We start from the raw sequence: 22423 nt of genomic DNA, 5'->3' as shown, positions 1-22423 counted from the left end.
GCTGCGCCTCTGAGCGGGCGCGCGTGCCGCCGCGTCGCCGCGGCCAACGGGCATGTCGGGGGTGCCGCTTAGAGTGCGCCCATGCCGGAGCGGGTGGAACTGTGGTGGGCGAGACGCCAGTTCTCGAAAGGCGTCGACGTGCCGTACCCGGTGGGCACCTACCGGACGCAGTGGGCGGCGTATCCGGCGCTCATCCGGCAGTACCATCCCGATCTGAACGCGGGCATCACCCTCACTCAAGTGCCGCCCGCCGCCGATGTGCTGCTGCTGTGGCAGTGCGAGGCGGGGCACACGTTCGCCGCGACTCCGTCGGAGCAGCGCGACCGGCCCGGCCGCGAGCGGCGCCGGTCGGCCTGGTGTCCGGACTGCTCCGCGCTGGCCAGCCCGCCTCGCATCGTCGCCCGGGCCGCCGGAGCGGAACGCGCACCACGCCGCAAGCCTCCGCGCACGCTGTGCGCCAAGACGCCGGATCTTCCCGTGGGGGAGCCGTTCATGAGCGTGTGCGCGCCGAAGCCGGCGTCGGCGGTCGAAGCGCGGATGCGTGCGGATGTCTTCGCGACGCTGGCCGTCACGCCCGGCTTCACCGCGATCCGGACGCCGCGGCCGTTCTTCGATCACCTCGAGGTGTGGCCCGACATCCTCTTGCCGGAGCTCCGGATCGCGCTCGAGTACGACACCGTCGGCAAGCACGGGCTGGAGCACGTCGGCAAGCGCGAGGAGGCCGACCGGCGCAAGGACCGCGCTGTGCGCGCTGCGGGGTGGGAGATGGTCCGTGTGCGCACCGGCAAGCTCGAGCCGCTCGGTCCGCACGACATCGTGATGTCGGCGTGGACCACGCGAAGCGGGCCGGTCCTCCTCGATGCGCTGCGCGGCATCCGCGGTGCGCTCTTCGTCGATGCCTACCTGAAGTGAGTCCGCGCGTGCGGCGCGCGGGTGTCGGAGGTCGTCGTTACGGTGGTGGGCGGAGGGGACATGAAGACGAAGAGACTCGCCCGCACCGCATCGCGTCTGCCGCGCCGGGGCCACGTTCTGGTGACCGTGTCGGTGGTCGACGAGAACGGGTTCACGTCCCAGTACGAGACCGTGGAGGTGCCCGTCGGGGCGCTGCGCGACGGCGTCGCCGCGATCCATCTCGCCGCGGTGGAGGCTGCGGCTGAGGCCGACAGCCGCAGCGCGTAGCCCGAACGCATCCACTGTTGCGCCGGTGCTTCTCGCGTCCTAGAATCGAACATAGATTCGACGAAGGAGGGGCATCATGCGGATGGTGGCACGTGAGGATGTTCAGGTGTGGTGCGAGCATGGGCGGCCGGTGCGACTCGTCGTCGACCATGAGCGGTGGCGCATCATCGACACTCCGACCCGCAGCGACGGCGGCCGGCTCTTCCAGAGCTGGAGGTTCACGGCGCGCAGCGACGTCGACCACCGCACGCGCGTGATGGACGTCGAAGAGGTCGACGGCCACTGGATGCTCGTCGCCGCGTGGGAGTGAGCACAGGCACCCCGCAACGCGTCAGTCTGCCGAAAGCGAGAAGATCCGGCGAACTTCACTGCTCGGCCTGAGTCAACCCCCTTGAAACCTGAATCGTGCGTCAGGTAACGTCCCGCAGGGCGGTTCCCCACGAGCCGCTTTCGCGCTCTACAAGGAGGTACCAGCGCATGGCATCACCCCAGACACCCCCGGCCTCGATGAAGCAGTCGAGTCTGCGGCGGGTCGTCACGGCTTCGATGGCGGGCACCGTCGTCGAGTGGTACGAGTTCTTCCTCTACGCCACGGCCGCGACGCTCGTCTTCAACAAGATCATGTTCCCGCCGTCAGACGACCCGTACGCCCCCATCATCGCGGCGTTCGTCACCTACGCGGTCGGCTTCATCGCCCGCCCGCTCGGCGGCATCGTGTTCGGGCACTTCGGCGACAAGTACGGGCGCAAGAAGCTGCTGCAGTTCGCCATCATCCTCGTCGGCGTGGCGACCTTCCTGATGGGATGCCTCCCCACGTTCGACATGATCGGCTACTGGGCGCCCGCGCTCCTGGTGGCACTGCGCTTCGCGCAGGGCTTCGCCGTCGGCGGCGAGTGGGGCGGGGCCGTGCTGCTCGTCGCGGAGCACTCGCCGAACAAGACCCGCGGTTTCTGGGCATCGTGGCCGCAGGCCGCCGTGCCGATCGGAAACCTGGTCGCGACCGTCGTCCTGCTCGTGCTCAGCCGCACGCTGACCGAGGAGCAGTTCCTCGCGTGGGGCTGGCGCATCGGCTTCTGGCTGTCGGTCGTGATCGTCGCGATCGGCTACTACGTCCGCACGCGGGTGACCGACGCCCCGATCTTCCTCGAGGTCCAGAAGGAGGTCGAGCAGTCCAAGGCGCTGCGCTTCGGTGTGCTCGAGGTGATCAAGCGCTACCCGCGGGGCGTGCTCACGGCGATGGGCCTCCGCTTCGCGGAGAACATCATGTACTACCTCGTCGTGACCTTCTCGATCACGTACCTGGCGGTGGCGCTCGAGGTCGACACGGCCGAGATCCTCGGTCTCCTGGTCATCGCGCACATCGTGCACATGATCGTCATCCCGCTCATCGGCGGGCTGACCGACAGGATCGGCCGCAAGCCCGTGTACCTCATCGGCACGCTCGGCGCGGCGGCGTGGGGTTTCGTGGCCTTCCCGATGTTCGACACACGCAACCCGGTGATCATCGTCGCCGCGATCTGCCTCGGCCTGTTCATCCACGCCTTCATGTACGCGCCGCAGCCCGCGATCATGTCGGAGATGTTCCCGACGCGCATGCGGTACTCCGGCGTCTCACTGGGTTACCAGGTGACGTCGATCGTCGCCGGCTCGCTGGCGCCGATCATCGCGACCGCGCTCCTGGCCAGCACCGGCTCGTACATCCCGGTCGCCGTCTATCTCGCGATCGCCGCCGCGATCACGCTCATCGCGGTCATCTCGATGCGCGAGACGAAGGGGACGTCGCTGCACGAGCTCGACCGTCTCGACGAGGAGAAGCTCGCCGCCGAGAAGGAGTCTGTCGGCGCGTGAAGCCCATCCGGACCGCCTCGCCACGCTGTGGCGGGGCGGTCCGCCGTTCCCGCCGGCAGGGCGGCGGGTCGTGCGTCGCTACGCGCCCTGGGGGCTGCGGCGCATGCCGGGCATGGTCTGCGGGCGCAGCACCATCGCGGTCGTGATCCCGAGGAGCACGATGCCGATCGACTCGACGATCACGGTCTGGGGCACGAGGGTGAAGTCCCAGGTCTCGTGGATGCCGAACAACCCCACGGTGAGAGCGAGGAAGAGCGCTCCGAGCGTGGCGATGAGGAACAGCAGGCTCAGCACGGTGACGAGCTGCAGGAGCCGACCGCGCAGGAGCAGCATCCCTGCTGCCAGGACGAGCCCGGCCACGGCGTTGAGGATGAACATCACCCCCAGCAGGCCGCCGACGCCGTTCAGGGCGAGATAAAGATGGATGCCGCCGGTGGCGAGGAGGGCGATCGCGCTGAGGATGCGCATGGTCCAGAGCATCCGCCCGCTGGATTCGGTCATGGTCCTACCTGCTCTCTTCCGGAGATGAGGTCGATGCCTTCTCGAGGGAAACGAGCGGGGCGCCGGCGAGGTTCACACGCACGAGCCAGAGCACATCGCGTCCGAAGGACTCGAGGATCAGCAGCAGTGCCGCGACCGCGACGAGGACATTCAGCGCGGCGGGCAGCAGCTGCGACGCGACGAGGGTGAGCGCGACTCCGCAGGCGGCCGTGACGACCTTGCGCCAGTACCGCGGCGGGAGCGTGTGGTTCATCCACGGCAGCACGAACCCCGCGACCACGAACGCGTACCTGAGGAGGCCGATCGTGAGCACCCACCAGCCCACATATCGCACGTCGTACACGCACAGCACCAGCAGCAGGAACGCGTCGACCTCCATGTCGAAGCGCGCACCCAGTTCGCTCTCGCTGCGGGTGCGGCGCGCCACGTAGCCGTCGACGCCGTCGAGGGCCAGCGCCACGGCGACGAGCGCGACGAGCAGAGCCGTGGGCACCGCGCCCGCGAACGAGGCCACCACCAGCGCGGTCACGAGTCCCACGAGCATCGACCGCGTCGCGGTGACCGCGTTCGCCGGGCCGAAGCGCTCGACCCCGCCCCGACGGATCCCCCTCGTCAGGAGCGCCGTCGACACGATGAGGTAGCCGACGCCCGAGGCCCACGCCGCCGCCGGCATCCGTGTCGTCGTCCCGATCGCCGCCAAGCCGGCGATTCCGGCCGCGACCCACCACCAGGGCACCCACTGAACTTTTCCCATGTGCGCTCCGTGTACTCCTCATGGCGGTCACGGGGAACACGACACAGGGACCTGCTGAGGTTCACCGCGAGTTTCCGGATGCCGCGACCGCCTGGTGGACGGTCGGCGCCGGGCGGGGGGAGTTCCGACGCGAGCCGCTGCCCGGCGTGGTCGACGGCGAGGCGTCGGTGCGCACCCTCTTCACCGGCGTCAGCCGCGGCACGGAGGCCCTCGTCGCCCGGGGCGAGGTGCCCGCGTCGGAGTACGAGCGCATGCGCGCCCCCTTCCAGGCGGGGGACTTCCCCTTTCCGGTGAAGTACGGGTACCTCAACGTCGGAACCGTCGAACACGGGCCCGCCTCACTTCGAGGCCGCACCGTGTTCTCGCTGTTCCCGCACCAGTCGCACTTCGTGGTCCCCGTGGAGGCGCTCCATCCGGTCCCGGACGCCGTCCCGCCGCGCAGGGCGGTGCTCGCGGGCGCGGTGGAGACCGCGGTCAACGTGCTGTGGGATGCCGCCCCCCTCGTCGGTGACCGGGTGGTCGTCGTCGGCGCGGGCATGATCGGGTGCGCGATCGCGCGCGTGGCGGGCAGCATCCCGGGTTCGGAGGTCACCCTCGTCGACGTCGACCCGGCGCGCGCGGCGACTGCCGCGGCGCTGGGCGTCGGCTTCGCGCTCGCGACGGAGGAGATCGCACCCGCCGACGTGGTGATCGAGGCGAGCGGCGCCGGCGCCGGACTGCAGCTGGCGCTCGGCCTCGCGCCCACCGACGGCGAGGTGATCGTCGCCAGCTGGTACGGCAGCCGCCCGGTCTCGCTGGAGCTCGGCGCCGACTTCCACTCCCGCCGCATCGCCCTCCGGCCGAGTCAGGTCGGTGAGGTCGCCGCACGCCGGAGAGGTTCCCGCACGACGCGCAACCGCCTTGCGCTGGCGCTGCGACTTCTGGAGGATCCTGTGTTCGACGAGCTTCTGGCGGGCGCCTCGACGTGGCGGCAGCTGCCCGAGGTCACTGCCGCGCTCGCCGACGGCACCGCCGGCGAACTGTGCCACACGATCGATTGGACTGCCGAATGAGCTTCAGCGTCACCGTCCGCGACCACATCATGATCGCGCACAGCCTGCGCGGCGACGTCTTCGGCCCCGCGCAGCAGCTGCACGGCGCAACCTTCCTCGTCGACGCGACGTTCCGCGCCGACGAGCTCGACGCGCACGGCGTCGTCGTGGACATCGGCCGCGCGAGCGAGGTGCTCCGCGACATCGTCGGCGCGCTGACCTACCGCAACCTCGACGACGACCCCGACCTGCAGGGGATGAACACCACGACCGAGCGGCTGTGCCAGATCATCGGCGATCGCCTGGCCGCGCGAGTGAAGGACGGTGGCGTCGGCGAGGCCAACCTGAGCGGCATCGTCGTGACGCTGCACGAATCGCATGTCGCGTGGGCCTCCTACCAGGTTTCACTGTGACAGATGCCCCGTCCCTCCGTTTCGTCGTCCCCGCCGGGGTCGACGACCCCCAGCGCGTGAGCGGCGGCAACGTCTACGACCGGCACATCCGAGACGGTCTCCGCCACCGCGGCTGGGACGTCGACGTGCGCGAGGCGGCGGACGCCGGGGGCGCAGCATCCGTCCTCCGTGACGCGCCCGACGGATCGCGGGTGCTGGTCGACGGACTCGTGGCGGGATGGGCGCCGGCCGCCGTGGAGGAGGCGGCGGGGCGGCTGCGACTGACGGTGCTCGCCCACATGGTGACGGCGGCCTTCGCGGACGCCACGGATGCCGCGATCGACGCCGAACGGCGGGCCTTCGCGTCTGCGCACGACGTGATCGTCACGAGTGACTGGACGGCGGACGAACTCGCGCGACGTGGGCTGGCGAACCCGGATCGCACGGTGGTCGCCGTTCCGGGAGCCCGCCCGGCAGAGCCCTCGACGTCGGCCGCCGACGGTGGGCTGCTGTGCATCGGCGTGCTCGCCCCGCACAAGGGGCAGGACATCTTGCTCGCCGCGCTCGCCCGAGTGGCCGCCGACGACTGGAACTGCACGATCGTCGGCTCGACAGAGGTCTTCCCTGAGTTCGCGGCGAGGATCGCGCGACAGGCGGCCGCTCTCAGTGGCAGAGTTCGGCTCGCCGGCCTGCTCGACGGGCCCGCCCTCGCCGACGAGTACCGGCGCTGCGCACTGCTGATCGCCCCGTCCCGCGTCGAAAGCTCCGGCATGGCGATCGCCGATGCGCGAGCACGGGGGATCCCCGTGCTCGCCGCCGACACCGGCGGCATCCCCGATGCGCTCGCCGGCGGGGGAGGACTGCTCGTCCGTGCCGGCGACCCGGCCGCCCTCGCCGAGGCGCTGGACGCGTGGCTCTCGGACCCGTCCCTGCGGGCACGCCTGCGCCGCGAGTCGCTCGCTGCGCGGGCGACCCTGCCGACCTGGCGCGACACCGTGAGCCGCGTGGCCCAGGCACTGGAGGCGGCATGACCACGATCTCGACGGCGACGGCCGGGTGGCTCGCACTGCGGGCGCCCGCCGACGACGATGCGCGCTCGGCCGACCTCGCCCACGATCTGGCGCGGCTGATCGTGCCCGGCCCGGAGCCGGCGCCGGTCGTGCTGCACGACCTGGGCGCAGGCACCGGTTCGATGACGCGGTGGCTCGCTCCGCGACTGCCGGGGCCTCAGCGGTGGGTGCTCCGCGACGGCGACGCCGACATCGTGGAGCATCTTGACCTGCGCACCGTCGTCGACGAGGTGGGCCGCCCCATCGCCGCGGACGTGGTCGTCGAGCATCTGGCCTCGCTGCCGGTCGACGCCTTCCACGGTGCGGCGGCGGTGACGGCATCCGCTCTCCTCGATGTGCTCACCGAGGCCGAGGCCGCCCATGTCGTCTCCGCCTGCGTCGCCGCGCGTGCTCCGGCGCTGTTCAGCCTCTCCGTGAGCGGCTCCGCGCGGCTCCGTCCCGCCGAGCGGCCGGACGAGGTCGAGCGCGCCATCGAGTCCGCCTTCAACGACCACCAGCGTCGGGACGCGTCGGGGCGACGGATGCTGGGACCCGACGCGGTGGCCGTGGTCGCGGGTCGCTTCGCCGACGCCGGCTGGAACGTCCGCACAGCGGTGACTCCCTGGCGCCTCGCCCATCGCGACACGGCGCTCATCGGCGAATGGCTGGACGGCTGGATCGGCGCCGCGGTCGAGCAGCGTCCCGAACTCGCGTCCGACGCCGGCGCGTATCGCGAGCGTCGGCTGGCACAGGCCGCGGTCGGGCAGCTGCGGGTGACCGTCTCCCACCAGGATCTGCTGGCATGGCCGGGCTGAGCAGGATCCCCCCGCGTGTGCGGTCGTGGCTCCGGATCGCGGCGGCGCTGGCGGTCGTCGCCGGCACGATCGCCGTCGTCGGCGTAGGACCGTTCGTGCACGGGCTGGCGTCGATCTCGCCGGCCACGATCCTCGTTGCGGTGGCGCTCGCCGCCGTCGCCACGGCGGCCGCCGCGTGGCGCTGGCGCATCGTCTCGGCGGGCTTCGGGCTGCCGCTCCCGTGGAGTGAGGCCTTCACCTCGTATTACCGGTCCCAGTTCCTGAACACCGTCCTGCCCGGGGGAGTCGTGGGTGACGTCCACCGGGCCTACGTCCACGGACAGCACCACGAGCGCGTCGACCTCGCCGCCCGTGCCGTCGCGGCGGAACGCGTGGCCGGGCAGGTCGTCCAGGTCGTGCTCACGCTCGCGATCCTGCTGCCGCTGGGGCTGGCGTCGCCGCTGGCACCGCTCGCGTGGATCAGCGGTGCGATCGTCGTGGTCGCGATCGCCTTCGTCGGAGTGGTCGCCGCGACCCGGCGCGGTCGCGCCGCACTGTCGCGGGAGTACCGGATGCTGCGCCCCGTGCTGACACGTCCGGCCGCGCTGTGCGCGATCGCGGCCGCATCGATCGTCGTGGTCGCCGCGCACGCCACCACCTTCGTCGTCGCGGGGATCGCGGCGGGGGCGCACGCCGGCGCGGACGAGCTCGCCGTCGTGGCCCTGATCGTGCTCGGCGCGGCCGCGATCCCGGTCAACGTCGGCGGCTGGGGGCCGCGCGAGGCGGTCGCCGCCTCGGCGTTCGCGCTCGCGGGACTCGGCGCGGGTGCCGGCGTCGCCGTGTCGACCGCGTTCGGCGTGCTCACCGTGGTCGCCGTCCTGCCCGGCGCGCTCGCGCTGGTCGCCGACCGCTTCCGATCGGTGCCAGCGAGGAGCATCATCGGGAAGAGGAGATCCGCATGAGCGAGCGCCCGTACGTCACCCTCAGCTGCGCGATGTCGATCGACGGATACCTCGACAGTGCCGAGCCGCACCGGCTCGCGATGTCGAACGCCGCCGATCTCGACCGCGTCGACGACGTGCGCGCTCTTCACGACGCGATCATGGTCGGCGCATCGACCGTGCGACGTGACAACCCCCGCCTGCTGGTGCGGGATGCCGCGCGCCGCGCGCGGCGGCGGGCTGCGGGGCGTCAGGAGTCCCCGGCGAAGGTGACGGTCACCGCGAGCGGGGACCTGTCGGCCGACGCCGCGTTCTTCACGACGGGCGAGGGGCCCCGCATCGTCTACTGCCCGCGCGAGCGCGCGGCGGAGCTCTCCGCTCGGCTCGGCCATCGTGCGGTCGTGGTGGGGATCGGCGACGAGTGCGTCACGATGGACGCTCTGCTCGACGACCTCGGCGCGCATCACGGGGTGCGCAGCCTCATGGTCGAGGGCGGCGGCACGGTGCTGACCCAGTTCCTCGGTGCCGACCTCGTCGATGAGCTGCACCTCGTGGTCGCACCGTTCTTCGTCGGCGAGACCGGAGCTCCGCGGGTGGTCGGACCCGCCGCCTATCCCTGGACGGCCTCACGTCGCGCGCACCTGGCCGACACGCGTCAGATCGGCGACGTCGTCCTGTTGCGCTACGCGCTGTCCGACCGCTTCGGCATGCTCGACCCGGATCCAGATCCAGCGCCGACGGGAGCCGGACGCGTCGCCGTCGAACGCCCGTGAGCACGATGTCCGGCCCGCAGGTCGCCCCGCTGTGGCGCAGACGGCTCGCGCTCGGCGGCGCGATCGCCGCCCTGGTCGTGCTTCCCCTCATCCCGGGTGCCCTCGCGACCGGGTCGGTCGTCGACCTCGTCCGCATCCCGGTCGAATCGATCGTGGTGCTGCTCGTGCTGGCGCTGATTCCGCGCCGGATGCTGCGTCGCGCCGTCGCGGCGGCGTTCGGGGTGTTCGTGGCCGTCGCCGTCCTCCTCGCGAGCATCGATCGCGGCTACGAGGCGGCGCTCGGCATCCATTTCGTTCCGCTCGACTGGCTGCAGCTGGGCGACGCATACGGCGTCGTCGCCTCGGCGATCGGGCCGGCGCCGGCCAGTGCCGTGTTCACCGCGGCCGTCGCCCTGATCGTCGCCGTGGGGTTCGCCGCGGGCTGGGCTGCGCTTCGCGTCGACGCCGCACTGCGACGTCGAGGCGATCGTGGGCGCACCGCGCTCGCCGCCGTCACCGCGGCCTGGATCGTGATGGCAGCGGTGGCGCCGCCCCTGCGGATCCAGGATCCGGTCGCGGCTGCAGCATCCGCCACATCCGTCGGCTCAGCGGTGTCGCGCACCGTGTCGGCGCTCGAGACCAGGGCCCGGGTCGCCCGCGAGGTCGCCGACGATCCGTTCGCCGCGGTTCCGGCGCCGGAGCTGCTGACCGCGCTGCAGGGCAAGGACGTGCTGTTCGTGTTCGTCGAGAGTTACGGGCGCGTCGCGCTCGAAGGCGACAGCATCTCGGACGGGGTGAACGACGTCCTGCGCCATGGCGACGAGACGCTCCGATCCGACGGGTATGCGACGCGGAGCGCCTGGCTGACGTCGCCCACGTACGGCGGAGTGAGCTGGCTGGCGCACTCGACGCTGCAGACGGGGGTGTGGGTCGACTCCCAGGCGGTGTACGACCTGGTGGTGCGGACCGATCGGCTCACGCTGAGCGCGGCGTTCGGCCGCGCGGGCTGGCACACCGTGAGCGACGTCCCGTCGAACCGGCATCCGTGGGACGTCGGCACGTCGTTCTACCACTACGACACGCTGCTCGACGCGACGAACGTCGGCTACCGCGGCCCTTCGTTCGGCTACGCGCGCATCCCCGACCAGTACACGCTCAAGCATTTCGCCGACCAGGTGCTCGCGCCGTCGGGCCTGCCCGTCATGGCGGAGCTCGACCTGGTGTCGTCCCACACGCCGTGGGCGCCGCTTCCCGAGCTCGTGCCGTGGGGTGAGGTGGGAGACGGATCGATCTACGACGACCAGCCCGCGCGGAGTCAGCAGGCGAGCGAGGTCTGGAAGGACCCCAAGACGGTCAAGCGCTACTACGGGCAGTCCGTCGAGTACACGCTCGGGTCGATGCTCTCCTTCCTCGAGAACGTCGACGATCCGAACCTGGTCGTGGTCATGCTCGGCGACCACCAGCCGGCCACGATCGTGAGCGGCGAGGGCGCCAGTCGCGACGTGCCGATCAGCATCATCGCGAAGGACCCGGCAGTCTTCGACGCGATCGTCGACTGGAACTGGACCGCGGGGCTGCGCCCGTCGGACGCGTCGCCGGTGTGGCGGATGGACGCCTTCCGCGACCGCTTCTTCACGGCGTACGGCTCTGCCGGATGACGCCCCCTGTCCGCGTGCCCCGCCCGCTGGCAGGATGACGGCATGACGTTCACCCTGCGCGTGCCCGAGCCGCGCGACGCGGCCGAGATCGCCGCGCTCCACGTGGCGACGTGGCGAGAGACGTACACCCACCTCCTGCCCGACGGCTTCTTCGACGACGAGTTCGTGCACGGGCGGCAGAGCATGTGGACGCGCATCCTCGACAACCCCCGCGACGAGTGGCGCGTCTGGGTCGCCGAGAGCGAGGGTCGCATCATCGGCTTCGCGACCTCGGGACCGGGCCTGGAGTTCGACGGGACGCCGCCGCCCTGCGAGCGCCAGCTGTACATGCTCTACGTCGCGGCCGCCGATCACGGCGGAGGAGCAGGGCAGGCTCTGCTCGACGCGGTGCTCGACGAGGGTCCTGCAGTCCTGTGGGTGGCGAAGGAGAACCCCCGCGCCATCGCCTTCTACCGGCGCAACGGCTTCGACTTCGACGGCGCCGAGCAGACCGACCCGATGGTGCCGTCGATCATCGACGTGCGCATGCTGAGGTGACCTGCGGGCGCGCGACCTCAGCCCGAGAAGTCCGAGTCGTCGGTCCAGGCGGCGATGTCGACGCCGTGGTTGTCGGGCGACGTGAGGGTCCACCACTCCGGAGCGTGGGAGTCGTCGGCCATCCGCCCGCCGGCCGCCAGCGCCGCCGCGACGCGCGCCTCGACCTGATCGCGCGGCACGGAGATGTCGATGTGCGTGCGCCCGCGGCCAGGCTTGGGCGGTTCCAGGGGATGGAACCACACGTGCGGGTTGCGGCGCAGCGGGTCGATCGCGTCTTCGCCCCCGAGGGGGTCATAGCCGAGTGCGGCGCTCCAGAACGGCCGGACGTGGGTATCGGGCCCCTGGGCCACGGCGATGCCGACGACCGTGAGCACCGACGGATCGGCTTCCAGGCCCAGCTCGCGGGCGGCGCGTGACACGGATGCCGCGAGGTCGGCATCCGTCCGGCTCAGCGCCCCATCGCGGCGGCTGAAGGTCTTGACGAAGACGCCCTCGGGGCGGAGATCGATGTCGGGATAGTGGTCGAGGCCCTCAGCGATGGCGGCGACCTCGGTGACGAGGCGCGCGCCGTGGGAGAGCGATTCGGCGCGGAAGAAGGCATGAGCGCCCCAGTACAGGACACGCCAGTCCGCCACCCCCTCGGACGCGTGAAAGGCGACCGGGCTGATCGTCTCGACCTCCGGGGCGATGGTGCCGTCGCCGAGCGGCGGCTGCGCGAGGATGATGCGCGCCAGCTGGCGCGGACGCGTCAGCTGCGGCCAGTGCCCGGTCGGCAGGTCGACGTAGGTCACGTCGCGCAGGCGGGCGAACTCCTGCACCGGCGGTGCGCCCGCGTCGATCCATCTCTGGAGGTCGGCGACCGTGTACTCGGTCGCGACGGCCGTGACGGGGATGTCGAGGCGGCGGTCGTCGCCGAGGCGCTGGATGCCGGTGACGACGCCGGCGGGCGAGGGGATCGCGTACGTGCGGAACGCCGTCATGCCGCCGTCGCCGAGGTCGCGCAGATCGGCGTCGTCGAACTCGCTCCACGGCGGCAGCGGGAGCTCGCCGCCCTCCGTCGCGAACCCGTCGAGCAGCGGATCGCCGTCGGCCGTCGGGAAGCCTCCGATGAGGATGAGCCGCGCCACACGGTCGGGGCGTGCGTCGGCCGCGGCGTACACGATGCCCGCGCCCGCGGAGTGGCCGACGAGGACGACCCGCTCGCCGGGCGCCTCGTCGATGGCGGCCACGACCGCCGCGACGTGGTCGGCGAGGGTGATCGCCGAGCGGTCGGCGTCGACCGATCCCATGCCGGGGAGGGTCAGCGGCACGGGCCGATGCCCTTCACGCTCGAGGGACGGTGCCACCTCGTACCACGCCCACCCGCCCATCCACAGGCCGGCGACCAGGATGATGTCCATTCGTGCTCCTCGCGACTCCAGGGTGATGTCAGTGTCGCGCGCTCCGCCGACATCCGCCACGATTCGGCGCGAAGGGGAATACCAGCATCGCGGGATCGATTGAGGTTGATACCCCTAGGGGGTATAACAGAGACGTACTTCGACGAGGAGAACACCGTGACCGATCCGCATCGCGACCATGACCACACCGACCACGATCACGCTGCTCATCAGGCCATGAGCGCGACCGCCACGACGGAGCCCGCCCACGCGGCGCACGCCGGCCACGCTGATCACGCCGATCACGCCGGCCACGCCGGCCACGCCGGTCACATGGGTCACGGAGGCCATGCCGCCCACGGCGCGGACCACGTCGCCCGCTTCCGCCGGCTGTTCTGGATCAATCTCGCCCTCGCGGTGCCCGTTGTCGCGTTCTCGGGCATGTTTGCGATGGTGCTCGGCTACACGCTGCCCGACGCCCCGTGGGTCCGCTGGATCTCGCCTCTGCTGGGCACCGTCATGTACTTCTGGGGCGGCTGGCCCTTCCTGTCGGGCGCCGTGTCGGAGCTGCGCTCCCGCAAGCCCGGCATGATGCTCCTCATCGGCCTCGCGATCACTGTCGCGTTCTTCGCGTCGTGGGGTGCGAGCCTCGGGCTGCTGCACCATGAGCTCGAGTTCTGGTGGGAGCTGGCCCTCCTCATCGTGATCATGCTGCTCGGCCACTGGATCGAGATGCGCTCCCTCGCCCAGACGACGTCGGCGCTGGACTCCCTCGCAGCGCTCCTCCCCGACGAGGCCGAGCGCGTGGAGGGCGACAGCATCGTCACCGTGGCACCGTCCGGGCTGCGGCTCGGCGACGTCGTCGTGGTGCGACCCGGCGGCAGCGTTCCCGCTGACGGCCGCATCGTCGACGGCGGCGCCGACATGGACGAGTCGATGGTCACGGGCGAGTCCCGGCCCGTCGCCCGCGGCGTCGGCGACCACGTGACCGCCGGCACAGTCGCCACGGACTCGGGACTGCGGGTCGAGGTGACCGCGACCGGCGACGACACCACGCTCGCCGGCATCCAGCGGCTCGTCGCCGAAGCGCAGAGCTCGACGTCGCGCGCACAGCGCCTGGCCGACCGTGCCGCCGGCTGGCTGTTCTGGTTCGCCCTCGGCGCCGCGGCGCTGACCGCGATCGTGTGGACCGCGTTCGGTCTTCCCGACGAGGCGGTCGTGCGCACCATCACCGTGCTCGTCATCGCCTGCCCCCACGCACTGGGCCTGGCGATCCCGCTCGTGGTGTCGATCGCCACGGAACGTGCCGCGCGCGGCGGCGTGCTGATCAAGGACCGCCTGGCGCTCGAGAGCATGCGCACGATCGGCGCGGTGCTGTTCGACAAGACGGGCACCCTCACGAAGGGCGAGCCCACAGTGGTCCACGTCGCCGCGATCGCCGGCATCGACGCGGACGGCGTGCTCGCGCTCGCCGCGGCGGCCGAGGCCGAAAGCGAGCACCCGCTCGCGAAGGCGATCGTGCGCGCCGCCCAGGAGCGCGGCCTCGCGGTCGCCTCCGCGTCCGGGTTCCAGTCGTCGCCGGCGGTCGGTGTGACCGCGACCGTCGACGGGCACGTCGTGCGGGTGGGCGGCCCGCGCCTTCTCGCCGAGATCGAGGCTGCCGACATTGCCGCTGCGGGCGCGTGGCGAGACCAGGGCTCGATCGTGCTGCACGTCGTGCGCGACGGCTCCGTCGTCGGTGGCCTCGCGCTCGCCGACGAGATCCGCCCCGAGTCGCGCGAGGCCGTCGACGCGCTGCACCGGCTGGGCGTCGAGGTCGTCATGATCACGGGCGATGCCGAGCCCGTCGCGCGGTCCGTCGCCGAGGCGCTCGGCATCCGTCGCGTCTTCGCCGGCGTGCGCCCGGAGGACAAGGAACGGAAGGTCGCGGAACTGCAGAGCGAGGGCCTCAAGGTCGCGATGGTGGGCGACGGCGTCAACGACGCCCCCGCGCTCGCGCGGGCCGACGTCGGCATCGCGATCGGCGCCGGAACCGACGTCGCGATCGGGTCGGCGGGGGTCATCCTGGCGTCGAGCGATCCGCGCTCGGTGCTGTCGGTGATCGAGCTGTCGCGTGCGAGCTACCGCAAGATGACGCAGAACCTCTGGTGGGCCGCGGGCTACAACCTCATCTCGGTCCCGCTCGCGGCCGGCGTCCTCGCCCCGATGGGCTTCGTCCTGCCGATGTCGGTGGGCGCGATCCTGATGTCGCTGTCGACGGTCGTCGTGGCGCTCAACGCGCAGCTGCTGCGCCGTCTCGACCTCAGCCCCGAACGGAGCGCCCGCGCCGTCCTCGACCGCTGATTCCGGGAACCGGATGCTGCGCCCCGGCGCCGGGGCGCAGCTGGGCACACGCGCCGGAGGCTCCGCGCAGCGCGCCAGCGATGTGTGGAGGGGCGTGGGGACCGTCGCCCGTCTCCCGAGAGGTCGCGGGGATAGGGTTTGAGGATGACGACGACTCCTCCCGGCTGGTACGACGACGGTCACGGCGCGATGCGCTGGTGGGACGGCACGCAGTGGACGGAGCACGTCGCTCAGCCCGACCCGGAGGCGTCGCCGGCCCCGACCGAGGCCGAGATCGTCGCCGGGGCCGAGGCCGTTGAGCCGGGCGCGCCGGAACTGTTTGCGACGGAGCCCGCCTCCCCGGCGGCGCCGCCGTACCCGGTGCAGGAGGGGTACGCGTCGGTCGAGGGGTATCCGCAGGGCGTGTATCCCGGAACGCCCGCAGGCATCGCTCCCGCCGGCGGCGGCTTCGCCGCGGCGACCGAGCCGCGACGCACTTCGAAGCTCTGGATCGTGTGGGTGGTGCTCGGCGTGGTGCTGCTCGGCATCGTGATCGCCGCAGCCGTCGTGATCCCGCTGCTGCTGCTCTCGGCGTCGACCGCGAACAGCTCCGGTCAGTCCGATGACGAGCGCGCCGCGGTCGCGACCGTGGGCCTGTACGACGACGCGTGGCAGGAGGGCGACTGCGACTCGTTCACCGCCGCCACGTCCGAGGACTTCCGCGACACCGTCGGGCTGCTCGACTGCGCCACCTTCGAGTCCCAGGCGACCGCCTTCGACGAGAACTTCGACGACTACGAGATCAAGGTCACCGACGTGGAGACCATCGGCGACCAGGTCGCGGTGACGACGAACGAGACGTACACCGCGCTCATCGACGAGGACGGCCAGCCGACCGACCCCGCGCCCGGCGCCACGGTGTACCACTACACGCTCGTGCAGGCCGACGGCGAGTGGGTCATCGACGACTTGTCGTACGAATGACCCCGCCCGAGACGGCGCGCCCTCTCCACGACGCTCGGTTCTACCTCACCTGCATCGGCATCGGCCTGCTCGCAGGGCTGCTGTCTGGCCTGTTCGGCGTGGGCGGCGGCACGGTCATCGTGCCGTTCCTGGTGCTGTTCCTCCGCTTCGACCAGCGACTTGCCGCAGGCACATCGCTCGCCGCGATCGTGCCCACCGCGACGGTGGGCGTCGTCTCGTACGCCGTGCACGGCTCGGTCGCCTGGATCCCCGCCCTGCTGCTGGCGGCGGGTGCGGTGTTCGGCGCCCAGATCGGCACCTGGCTGCTCCCGCGGCTCTCGCTGACGGTGCTGCGGTGGGCGTTCGTCGGCTTCCTCGCCGCGGTGATCGTCAGCCTCTTCATCGTGATCCCGTCCCGCGATGCCGAGTTCTCCCTCACCTGGCTGAGCGGAGTCCTGCTCGTCGTGCTGGGTGTGGTCACCGGCATCCTGTCGGGGCTGATCGGCGTCGGCGGCGGGATCATCGTGGTTCCGGCGCTCATGGTGCTGTTCGGCACCAGCGACCTCGTGGCCAAGGGCACGTCGCTGCTCATGATGATCCCGACGGCCCTCTCGGGCACGGTCGGCAACATCCGGCGACGCAACGTCGACCTCGTCGCGGCGGCGGTCGTCGGGGTGGCGGCGTGCACCACGACGGCGCTCGGCGCGTGGGCGGCGACGCTCATCGATCCCTTCGTCGGCAACATGCTCTTCGCCGCGTACCTCGTGATCATCGCGGTGCAGATGGGCCTGCGGGCCTGGCGCGGGCGCCCTCGCCCGGAGGCCGGCCCGGCCGGGTCGGGGGATGCCGCTCGGTAGGATGGCCTGGTGCCAGTGAACCCCGAGCTCGTCGGCCGCGACTTCCCGCCGACGACCCCCTACCTCGTGGGTCGCGAGAAGGTGCGCGAGTTCGCGCGCGCCGTCTTCGCCGATGACCCGCAGCACACCGACCTCACTGCCGCGCAGGCGCTCGGCTACGCCGACGTCGTCGCGCCGCCGACCTTCGCGATCGTCGTGACCGACGCGACGCTCCAGCAGCTGCTGGGCGAGCCCGACTCGGGCATCGTCCTCAAGAACGTGCTGCACGCCGAGCAGAAGTTCCGCTACTCGCGGCCGATCGTGGCGGGCGACGAGCTCACCGCGAAGCTGTCAGTCACCGGCATCCGTGCCATGGGCGCGGCCGCAATGGTGACGAGCGAATCCGAGATCACGGATGCCGCGGGCGACCACGTCGTCACGACGACGTCCGTCCTGCTCGTGGGGGAGGGCGAGGCATGAGCGCGCTCGAGAACCTGACCGTCGGCGACGTCGTCGCCGAGCGGACCGTGCACCTCACGCGCGAGTCGCTCGTGCGCTACGCCGGGGCCTCCGGGGACTTCAACCCGATCCACTACCGCGATGACGTGGCGTCTGCGGTGGGCCTGCCGGGCGTGCTCGCCCACGGCATGCTCACGATGGGGCTCGCCGTCGGCACGATCGAGTCGTGGGTCGGCGACACCGGCCGCATCCTCGAGTACGGCGTGCGCTTCACCAAGCCCGTCGTCGTCGACCCCGAGACCGGAGCCGACGTGACCGTCGTCGCGAAGGTCGGCGCGGTCGACGAGGAGTCCGCCCGCATCGACCTGACCGTGTCGTTCGAGGGTGCCACTGTGCTCGTCAAGGCGCAGGTGCGCGTCCGGACCATCTGACGCATGCCCGACGTCACCCCCATCCCGCTCGCGCGGCTCACGACGCTGCGCACCGGCGGCACGCCGGAGCGCATGATCGACGCCCACACCACCGATGAGCTCGTCGCCGCCCTGCGCGACGTCTGGGCCTCCGGCGACGAGTGGCTCGTGCTCGGCGGCGGGTCGAACCTCTTCGTCGGCGACGAGCCCTTCGACGGCACCGTCGTGCGCGTGCTCACGAAGGGCATCGAACGGATGCCGTCGCCCTTGCCCGGACGCGTGCGGCTGAGGGTGCAGGCGGGCCACGACTGGGACGACCTCGTCGGCTTCGCGGTCGCCGAAGGGCTCGGCGGCATCGAGGCGATGTCGGGGATCCCCGGAACCGTCGGCGCTGCCCCGGTGCAGAACATCGGTGCGTACGGCCAGGAGATCGTGCAGACCCTCAGTGAGGTCGAGCTGCTCGACGAGTCGACCGGCGAAGTGTCGACCGTTCCCGCCGCCGAGCTGGGGCTGGGGTTCCGGACCTCCGTCCTCAAACACCATTACGGCTCGGTGCCCGCGCGGCGCGCGGTGATCCTCTCGGTGACGCTCGACCTCCCCGACATCGGCCAGGGCGCCCGTCGCATCGCCGGCGATCAGCTCCGTACGGCGCTGCGCCTCGGTCCCGACGACGAGACGACCCTCGCCTGGGTGCGCGAGCGCATCCTCGAGACCCGGCGCACCAAGGGCATGGTGCTCGACGCCGACGACCCCGACACGTACAGCGCCGGGTCGTTCTTCCAGAACGCGGTGGTCTCGGCATCCTTCGCCCGCACGCTCCCCGAGGCGTGCCCGCGCTGGCCGGTGCATCCCGATCTCGACCCGGTGCTCGTCATCCCGCTCGCGAACTTCGACGGCTACGTTCCCGCGCCCACGACGGTCGAGTCCGACGTCAAGGTGAGCGCCGGCTGGCTCATCGAGCACGCCGGCGTGCGCAAGGGCTTCAAGCTGCCGCGCTCGCGCGCCGGCCTGTCGACGAAGCACGCCCTGGCGCTCACGAACAGGGGTCATGCGACCGCCGCCGAACTCGCCGAGCTGGCCCGCTTCATCCAGGGTCGCGTGCAGTCCGAGTTCGGCCTGATCCTCCAGCCCGAGCCCGTCCTGCTGAACGTCGAGCTCTAGCCCCGGGCCGAGGCATCCGCCCGCCCCCTCCTTGGCTCGAGGACTCTGCATTTTGGCGAGTCGCCAGAGTCCACGCGATTCGCGGGGATTCTTGGCGAATCGCTGACTGAGGGCGTCGCCCTAGCTTTTGGCGAGTCGCCAGAACACGCGGCGTTCGCTGTGGCGTTTGGCGAGTCGCCAGAACACGCGGCGTTCGCTGTGGCTTTTGGCGAGTCGCCAGAACCGGCGGCATTCGCTATCGCTTTTGGCGAGTCGCCAGAGTCCACGCAATTCGCGGGGATTCTTGGCGAATCGCTGACTGAGGGCGTCGCCCTAGCTTTTGGCGAGTCGCCAGAACAGGCGGCGTTCGCTGTGGCTTTTGGCGAGTCGCCAGAACACGCCCGTTCGCCCGAGCTCTTGGCGAGTCGCCAAAAGCGTCCACGATACAGGCGGCCGACGGCCGACGGACGTCGCGGCGGTTCACGCGCGGGGTGCGTTGCTGCAGATCAGCTCGCGGTCGATGCGGCGAGCAGTCGGCGGATGCGCGCCGCGAGGGTGGGCAGGTCGTCGAAGTCACGCCTGGTGACGACCGTGAATCGATAGCCGAGTGATTCCAGTTCGGCGCGACGCATCTCATCACGGCTCCACTGATCCGGATCGCGATGGTAATCGCCGTAGTACTCGATGATCAGTTTCTGCTCGCGGTAGAACATATCGACGCGGCCCACCAATCGGGTGCCGTCATAGATCTCGACGTTGCACTCAGGCCTCGGGAGGCCGGCCAGTTCGAGAATGCAACGGAGCTCCGACTCACGGGGTGACTCCGAACGCTCCGAACAGAGCTGGAGGGCGCGGCGCCGGTTCCCCGCCCCAGGTGAACGCGGTGCTCGGGCGTGTTCTGCCGTCAGTTGGTCCATCGTGCAACGGCGTCGATTGCGCGCGATGAGGTAATCCGTCACGGCGACGAAAGCAGGAAGCTCCAGCTCGGCGGAGAGGTCGCGCCACGTGCGCGATGGACGGGTCATGCGAACGCGCCGCCTCATCAGCAGCTCCTCGTCCGCGATCTGCAGAGATCGTCCGCGGACCCGCCGTCCTCGAATTCTGTTGCTCGGATACGGCACCCCGATCGTCGGTCGTCGGAACGCGTCGTCCTGCAGCGCGACGGGGAGGGGTACCCCGAGCACCACACCCGCGGTCGGACCGCAGACGAACGCATGTGAGGGCAGGGCACGCATCAGGAGCTCGAGGCGCGCCATCGGGCTCAGTTCCCTCGTTGTTCGAGCGCCATGGAACGGATGCAGCAGCGACCTCGCCGAGAGTTGCGAGGGAGCGACCCCTGCTTCACGTGCCTCGCGCACCGTGAAGCCTGGAAGGAGGTGAGACGGGAGGTGCCAGTCGCGCATCTGTCGATCGTCATCGCACGGGACGCGGTGCCCGCAACGAACCCGAGATTTCCGGGAATCTTGCGCCGCAGCCGGCGCTGGGGAGGAACGGGCGTCAACGTCGGCGAGGAATTCAGTCGACTCGCCAGAAGCAGGGTGATCAGGCAGCGGAAGCTGGCGACTCGCCAAATTCCGCGAGGGGTGGATGCTCCGCTTGTATTGGCGAATCGCCAAAATGCAACGGTCGCAGGAGCGGTTCGTGGCGACTCGCCAAAACCTGGGGCCCAACGCCCGTGGGAGGGGCGGGAAACGGGCGCGGCGCGCGGACAGATAGGAAACGCGGATGCCTCGAGCCCGAGGCATCCGCGTTCCGAAAGGGTTTACGAGGCGAAGAGGCGCTGCATGCGCTGCACGCCCTCGAGGAGGGCGTCGTCGCCGAGGGCGTACGAGAGGCGCAGGTAGCCGGAGGGGCCGAAGGCCTCGCCGGGGACAACGGCGACCTCGGCCTTCTCGAGGATGAGGTCGGCCAGCTCGAGGGAGGTCGTCGGCGTGACACCCGCCCACTCGCGGCCGAGGAGTCCGCGCACGTCGGGGTAGGCGTAGAAGGCGCCGAGCGGCGTCGGCACCTCGACGCCGTCGATCTTCGACAGCTCGGCGACGATCAGCTTGCGGCGGCGGTCGAAGGCCTGTCGCATCTGCTCGACCTCGTCCTGGGGTCCGGAGAGGGCGGCCAGCGCCGCGCGCTGCGCGATGTTGTTGACGTTCGAGCACAGGTGCGACTGCAGGTTGCCGGCGATCTTGATGGCGTCCTTCGGGCCGACCATCCAGCCCAGGCGCCAGCCGGTCATCGCGTAGGTCTTCGCGACGCCGTTGACGAGGATCGTCTGGCCCGCGGCCTCCGGAACCGCCTCCACGATCGACACGGCGCGCGTGCCTTCGTAGACGAGGTTCTGGTAGATCTCGTCCGAGATGATCCAGATGCCGTGCTCGACGGCCCAGCGGCCGATCGCCTCGGTCTCCTCCAGCGTGTACACCGACCCGGTCGGGTTCGACGGCGACACGAACACGAGCGCCGTGGTCTTGTCGGTGCGGGCGGCCTCGAGCTGCTCGACGGTGACCTTGTAGTCCTGGTCGGCACCGGCGAAGACCTCGACGGGGATGCCGTCGGCCAGCGCTATCGCCTCGGGATACGTCGTCCAGTACGGGGCCGGCAGCAGCACCTCGTCGCCGGGGTTCACGACGGTCTGGAAGGCCTGGTAGACGGCCTGCTTGCCGCCGTTGGTGACGATGACCTGCGACGGATCGACCTCGAGACCCGAGTCGCGGAGCGTCTTCGCGGCGATCGCCTCGCGCAGCACGGGAAGACCGGCGGCGGGCGTGTAGCGGAAGTTCGCGGGGTTGTGGAGGGCCTCCGCGGCCGCGTCGACGATGAACTGCGGCGTCGCGAAATCGGGCTCGCCCGCCGCATAAGAGATGACGGGCCGGCCGGCGGCCTGCAGAGCCTTCGCCTTGGCATCGACCTTCAGGGTCGCGGACTCGGCGATGGCGGAGAGCTTGCGGGAGAGCGGTGCGCGTTCTGTCACGGTTCGAGCGTAGTCCGCGTGACGGGAGGCTTCAGCGCCGATTGCGGACGTGTGGCCTGCTCGTGTGCGGGATGCACGTGCGACGCGACGGATCGTCCGATGGGTAAGCGCTCTTCCGGATCGGCCCGGCGACGCGGTACCCTGTGCGTCGTGGACGCCTGGATCTGGGGAGCCGTCGTGCTCGCCATCGTGCTCGTCATCGCCGGTGGGATCGCCTGGTGGCTCGCGCGCGGGTGCGTGCTGACCATCATCGGCGCCACGGGCGCCATCCTCGGTGGCCTCGTCGCCCTGATCAGCCTCGTGCTGCTGCTCGACCCCGACGTCGGTCTGCGCGTCGCGTTCATCGTCACGGTCGGCTCGGGGGTGTGGCTGCTCGCGTGGGCCCTGGCGGGAGGCATCCGCGGTCAGCGCATGCTCCGTGCCGAACAGCGAGCGGATGCCGAGGCCCGCGCGGTGCCGGTCCCGGTGATGGTCGCCTCGCGCCACTGATCCGCTTTACGCCGCCGCGCGGCA

The 22423-nt window shown here is 71.1% G+C and carries 24 protein-coding genes; 19 read left to right on the top strand and 5 right to left on the bottom strand.

The genetic code is table 11. The features are described 5' to 3' along the window. Positions 1-81: 81 nt before the first annotated feature. The 4 genes from ACLBXX_RS08665 (at position 82) to ACLBXX_RS08650 (ending at position 3027) form a co-directional block, all read left to right on the top strand. Positions 82-912 (top strand): zinc-ribbon domain-containing protein, encoded by an 831-nt coding sequence (locus ACLBXX_RS08665; protein ID WP_447657690.1) that lies wholly within the window; start codon positions 82-84, stop codon positions 910-912. 60 nt (positions 913-972) lie between these two features. After that, on the top strand, positions 973-1179 hold the full coding sequence (locus ACLBXX_RS08660) for a hypothetical protein (protein WP_447657689.1): 207 nt from the start codon (positions 973-975) through the stop codon (positions 1177-1179). Between the two features lie 76 nt (positions 1180-1255). Beyond that, a complete protein-coding gene (locus ACLBXX_RS08655; RefSeq protein WP_045300447.1) occupies positions 1256-1489 on the top strand; it encodes a hypothetical protein in 234 nt (77 codons plus the stop codon). 167 nt (positions 1490-1656) lie between these two features. Beyond that, complete coding sequence (locus ACLBXX_RS08650; RefSeq protein WP_447657688.1) at positions 1657-3027, top strand: MFS transporter; 1371 nt, start codon at positions 1657-1659, stop codon at positions 3025-3027. Positions 3028-3105: 78 nt separating this feature from the next. On the opposite strand, the gene ACLBXX_RS08645 is transcribed toward ACLBXX_RS08650, so the two are convergent. Both ACLBXX_RS08645 and ACLBXX_RS08640 read right to left on the bottom strand, forming a co-directional pair. Continuing rightward, a complete protein-coding gene (locus tag ACLBXX_RS08645) occupies positions 3106-3528 on the bottom strand; it encodes a hypothetical protein (protein ID WP_447657687.1) in 423 nt (140 codons plus the stop codon). A 4-nt stretch (positions 3529-3532) separates the two neighbouring features. Then, a complete protein-coding gene (locus ACLBXX_RS08640) occupies positions 3533-4282 on the bottom strand; it encodes a CDP-alcohol phosphatidyltransferase family protein (protein WP_447657686.1) in 750 nt (249 codons plus the stop codon). A 20-nt stretch (positions 4283-4302) separates the two neighbouring features. Here ACLBXX_RS08640 and ACLBXX_RS08635 point away from each other — a divergent pair, with 20 nt between their 5' ends. The 8 genes from ACLBXX_RS08635 to ACLBXX_RS08600 are packed head-to-tail and all read left to right on the top strand — an operon-like array spanning position 4303 to position 11436. Beyond that, entirely contained in the window at positions 4303-5334 is a 1032-nt protein-coding gene (locus ACLBXX_RS08635; protein WP_447657685.1) for a zinc-dependent alcohol dehydrogenase, read from the top strand. After that, complete coding sequence (locus tag ACLBXX_RS08630; RefSeq protein ID WP_447657684.1) at positions 5331-5726, top strand: 6-pyruvoyl trahydropterin synthase family protein; 396 nt, start codon at positions 5331-5333, stop codon at positions 5724-5726. Before ACLBXX_RS08635 ends, ACLBXX_RS08630 begins: the two co-directional genes overlap by 4 nt. Further along, positions 5723-6736 (top strand): glycosyltransferase family 4 protein, encoded by a 1014-nt coding sequence (locus tag ACLBXX_RS08625; RefSeq protein ID WP_447657683.1) that lies wholly within the window; start codon positions 5723-5725, stop codon positions 6734-6736. The genes ACLBXX_RS08630 and ACLBXX_RS08625 overlap by 4 nt, the downstream gene beginning before the upstream one ends. Continuing rightward, positions 6733-7569, top strand: a complete 837-nt coding sequence (locus ACLBXX_RS08620) for an SAM-dependent methyltransferase (RefSeq protein ID WP_447657682.1) — start codon at positions 6733-6735, stop codon at positions 7567-7569. Before ACLBXX_RS08625 ends, ACLBXX_RS08620 begins: the two co-directional genes overlap by 4 nt. After that, positions 7557-8510 (top strand): lysylphosphatidylglycerol synthase domain-containing protein, encoded by a 954-nt coding sequence (locus ACLBXX_RS08615; protein ID WP_447657681.1) that lies wholly within the window; start codon positions 7557-7559, stop codon positions 8508-8510. The genes ACLBXX_RS08620 and ACLBXX_RS08615 overlap by 13 nt, the downstream gene beginning before the upstream one ends. After that, positions 8507-9262: a RibD family protein gene (locus ACLBXX_RS08610; RefSeq protein ID WP_447657680.1), complete on the top strand. Its 756-nt coding sequence runs from the start codon at positions 8507-8509 to the stop codon at positions 9260-9262. The genes ACLBXX_RS08615 and ACLBXX_RS08610 overlap by 4 nt, the downstream gene beginning before the upstream one ends. Next, positions 9259-10899 carry a CDP-alcohol phosphatidyltransferase gene (locus ACLBXX_RS08605; protein WP_447657679.1) on the top strand — a complete coding sequence of 547 codons (1641 nt, stop codon included), beginning with the start codon at positions 9259-9261 and terminating at the stop codon, positions 10897-10899. Before ACLBXX_RS08610 ends, ACLBXX_RS08605 begins: the two co-directional genes overlap by 4 nt. A 42-nt stretch (positions 10900-10941) precedes the next feature. Continuing rightward, positions 10942-11436, top strand: a complete 495-nt coding sequence (locus tag ACLBXX_RS08600; RefSeq protein WP_447657678.1) for an N-acetyltransferase family protein — start codon at positions 10942-10944, stop codon at positions 11434-11436. A gap of 17 nt (positions 11437-11453) precedes the next feature. Here ACLBXX_RS08600 and ACLBXX_RS08595 read toward each other — a convergent pair whose 3' ends face one another. Beyond that, the gene (locus ACLBXX_RS08595; protein WP_447657677.1) at positions 11454-12836 is read right to left on the bottom strand and encodes an alpha/beta fold hydrolase; all 1383 of its coding nucleotides are present in this window, start codon (positions 12834-12836) and stop codon (positions 11454-11456) included. Positions 12837-13052: 216 nt separating this feature from the next. Between ACLBXX_RS08595 and ACLBXX_RS08590 the strand changes: the two genes are divergently transcribed. The 6 genes from ACLBXX_RS08590 (at position 13053) to ACLBXX_RS08565 (ending at position 18966) form a co-directional block, all read left to right on the top strand. Beyond that, positions 13053-15158 (top strand): heavy metal translocating P-type ATPase, encoded by a 2106-nt coding sequence (locus ACLBXX_RS08590; RefSeq protein WP_447657728.1) that lies wholly within the window; start codon positions 13053-13055, stop codon positions 15156-15158. A gap of 144 nt (positions 15159-15302) precedes the next feature. Further along, positions 15303-16121, top strand: a complete 819-nt coding sequence (locus ACLBXX_RS08585; RefSeq protein ID WP_447657676.1) for a DUF2510 domain-containing protein — start codon at positions 15303-15305, stop codon at positions 16119-16121. Then, a complete protein-coding gene (locus ACLBXX_RS08580; protein ID WP_447657675.1) occupies positions 16118-16957 on the top strand; it encodes a sulfite exporter TauE/SafE family protein in 840 nt (279 codons plus the stop codon). The genes ACLBXX_RS08585 and ACLBXX_RS08580 overlap by 4 nt, the downstream gene beginning before the upstream one ends. Before the next feature lie 9 nt (positions 16958-16966). Then, entirely contained in the window at positions 16967-17416 is a 450-nt protein-coding gene (locus tag ACLBXX_RS08575; protein ID WP_387139224.1) for an FAS1-like dehydratase domain-containing protein, read from the top strand. Further along, positions 17413-17826, top strand: coding sequence for a MaoC/PaaZ C-terminal domain-containing protein (locus ACLBXX_RS08570; RefSeq protein ID WP_387139221.1), 414 nt, complete (start codon positions 17413-17415; stop codon positions 17824-17826). Before ACLBXX_RS08575 ends, ACLBXX_RS08570 begins: the two co-directional genes overlap by 4 nt. A gap of 3 nt (positions 17827-17829) precedes the next feature. After that, positions 17830-18966 (top strand): UDP-N-acetylmuramate dehydrogenase, encoded by a 1137-nt coding sequence (locus tag ACLBXX_RS08565; RefSeq protein WP_447657674.1) that lies wholly within the window; start codon positions 17830-17832, stop codon positions 18964-18966. Positions 18967-19451: 485 nt separating this feature from the next. On the opposite strand, the gene ACLBXX_RS08560 is transcribed toward ACLBXX_RS08565, so the two are convergent. Both ACLBXX_RS08560 and ACLBXX_RS08555 read right to left on the bottom strand, forming a co-directional pair. Then, positions 19452-20348 (bottom strand): endonuclease domain-containing protein, encoded by an 897-nt coding sequence (locus tag ACLBXX_RS08560; protein ID WP_447657673.1) that lies wholly within the window; start codon positions 20346-20348, stop codon positions 19452-19454. A gap of 359 nt (positions 20349-20707) precedes the next feature. After that, entirely contained in the window at positions 20708-21910 is a 1203-nt protein-coding gene (locus tag ACLBXX_RS08555; protein ID WP_447657672.1) for a pyridoxal phosphate-dependent aminotransferase, read from the bottom strand. Between the two features lie 150 nt (positions 21911-22060). Here ACLBXX_RS08555 and ACLBXX_RS08550 point away from each other — a divergent pair, with 150 nt between their 5' ends. After that, positions 22061-22399, top strand: a complete 339-nt coding sequence (locus ACLBXX_RS08550; RefSeq protein ID WP_310285167.1) for a hypothetical protein — start codon at positions 22061-22063, stop codon at positions 22397-22399. Positions 22400-22423: the final 24 nt, after the last annotated feature.

This window comes from Microbacterium sp. C23T, from assembly GCF_053345975.1.
Note: the sequence above shows the minus strand (reverse complement) of the source record. Positions and strands in the feature narration are given on the sequence as shown.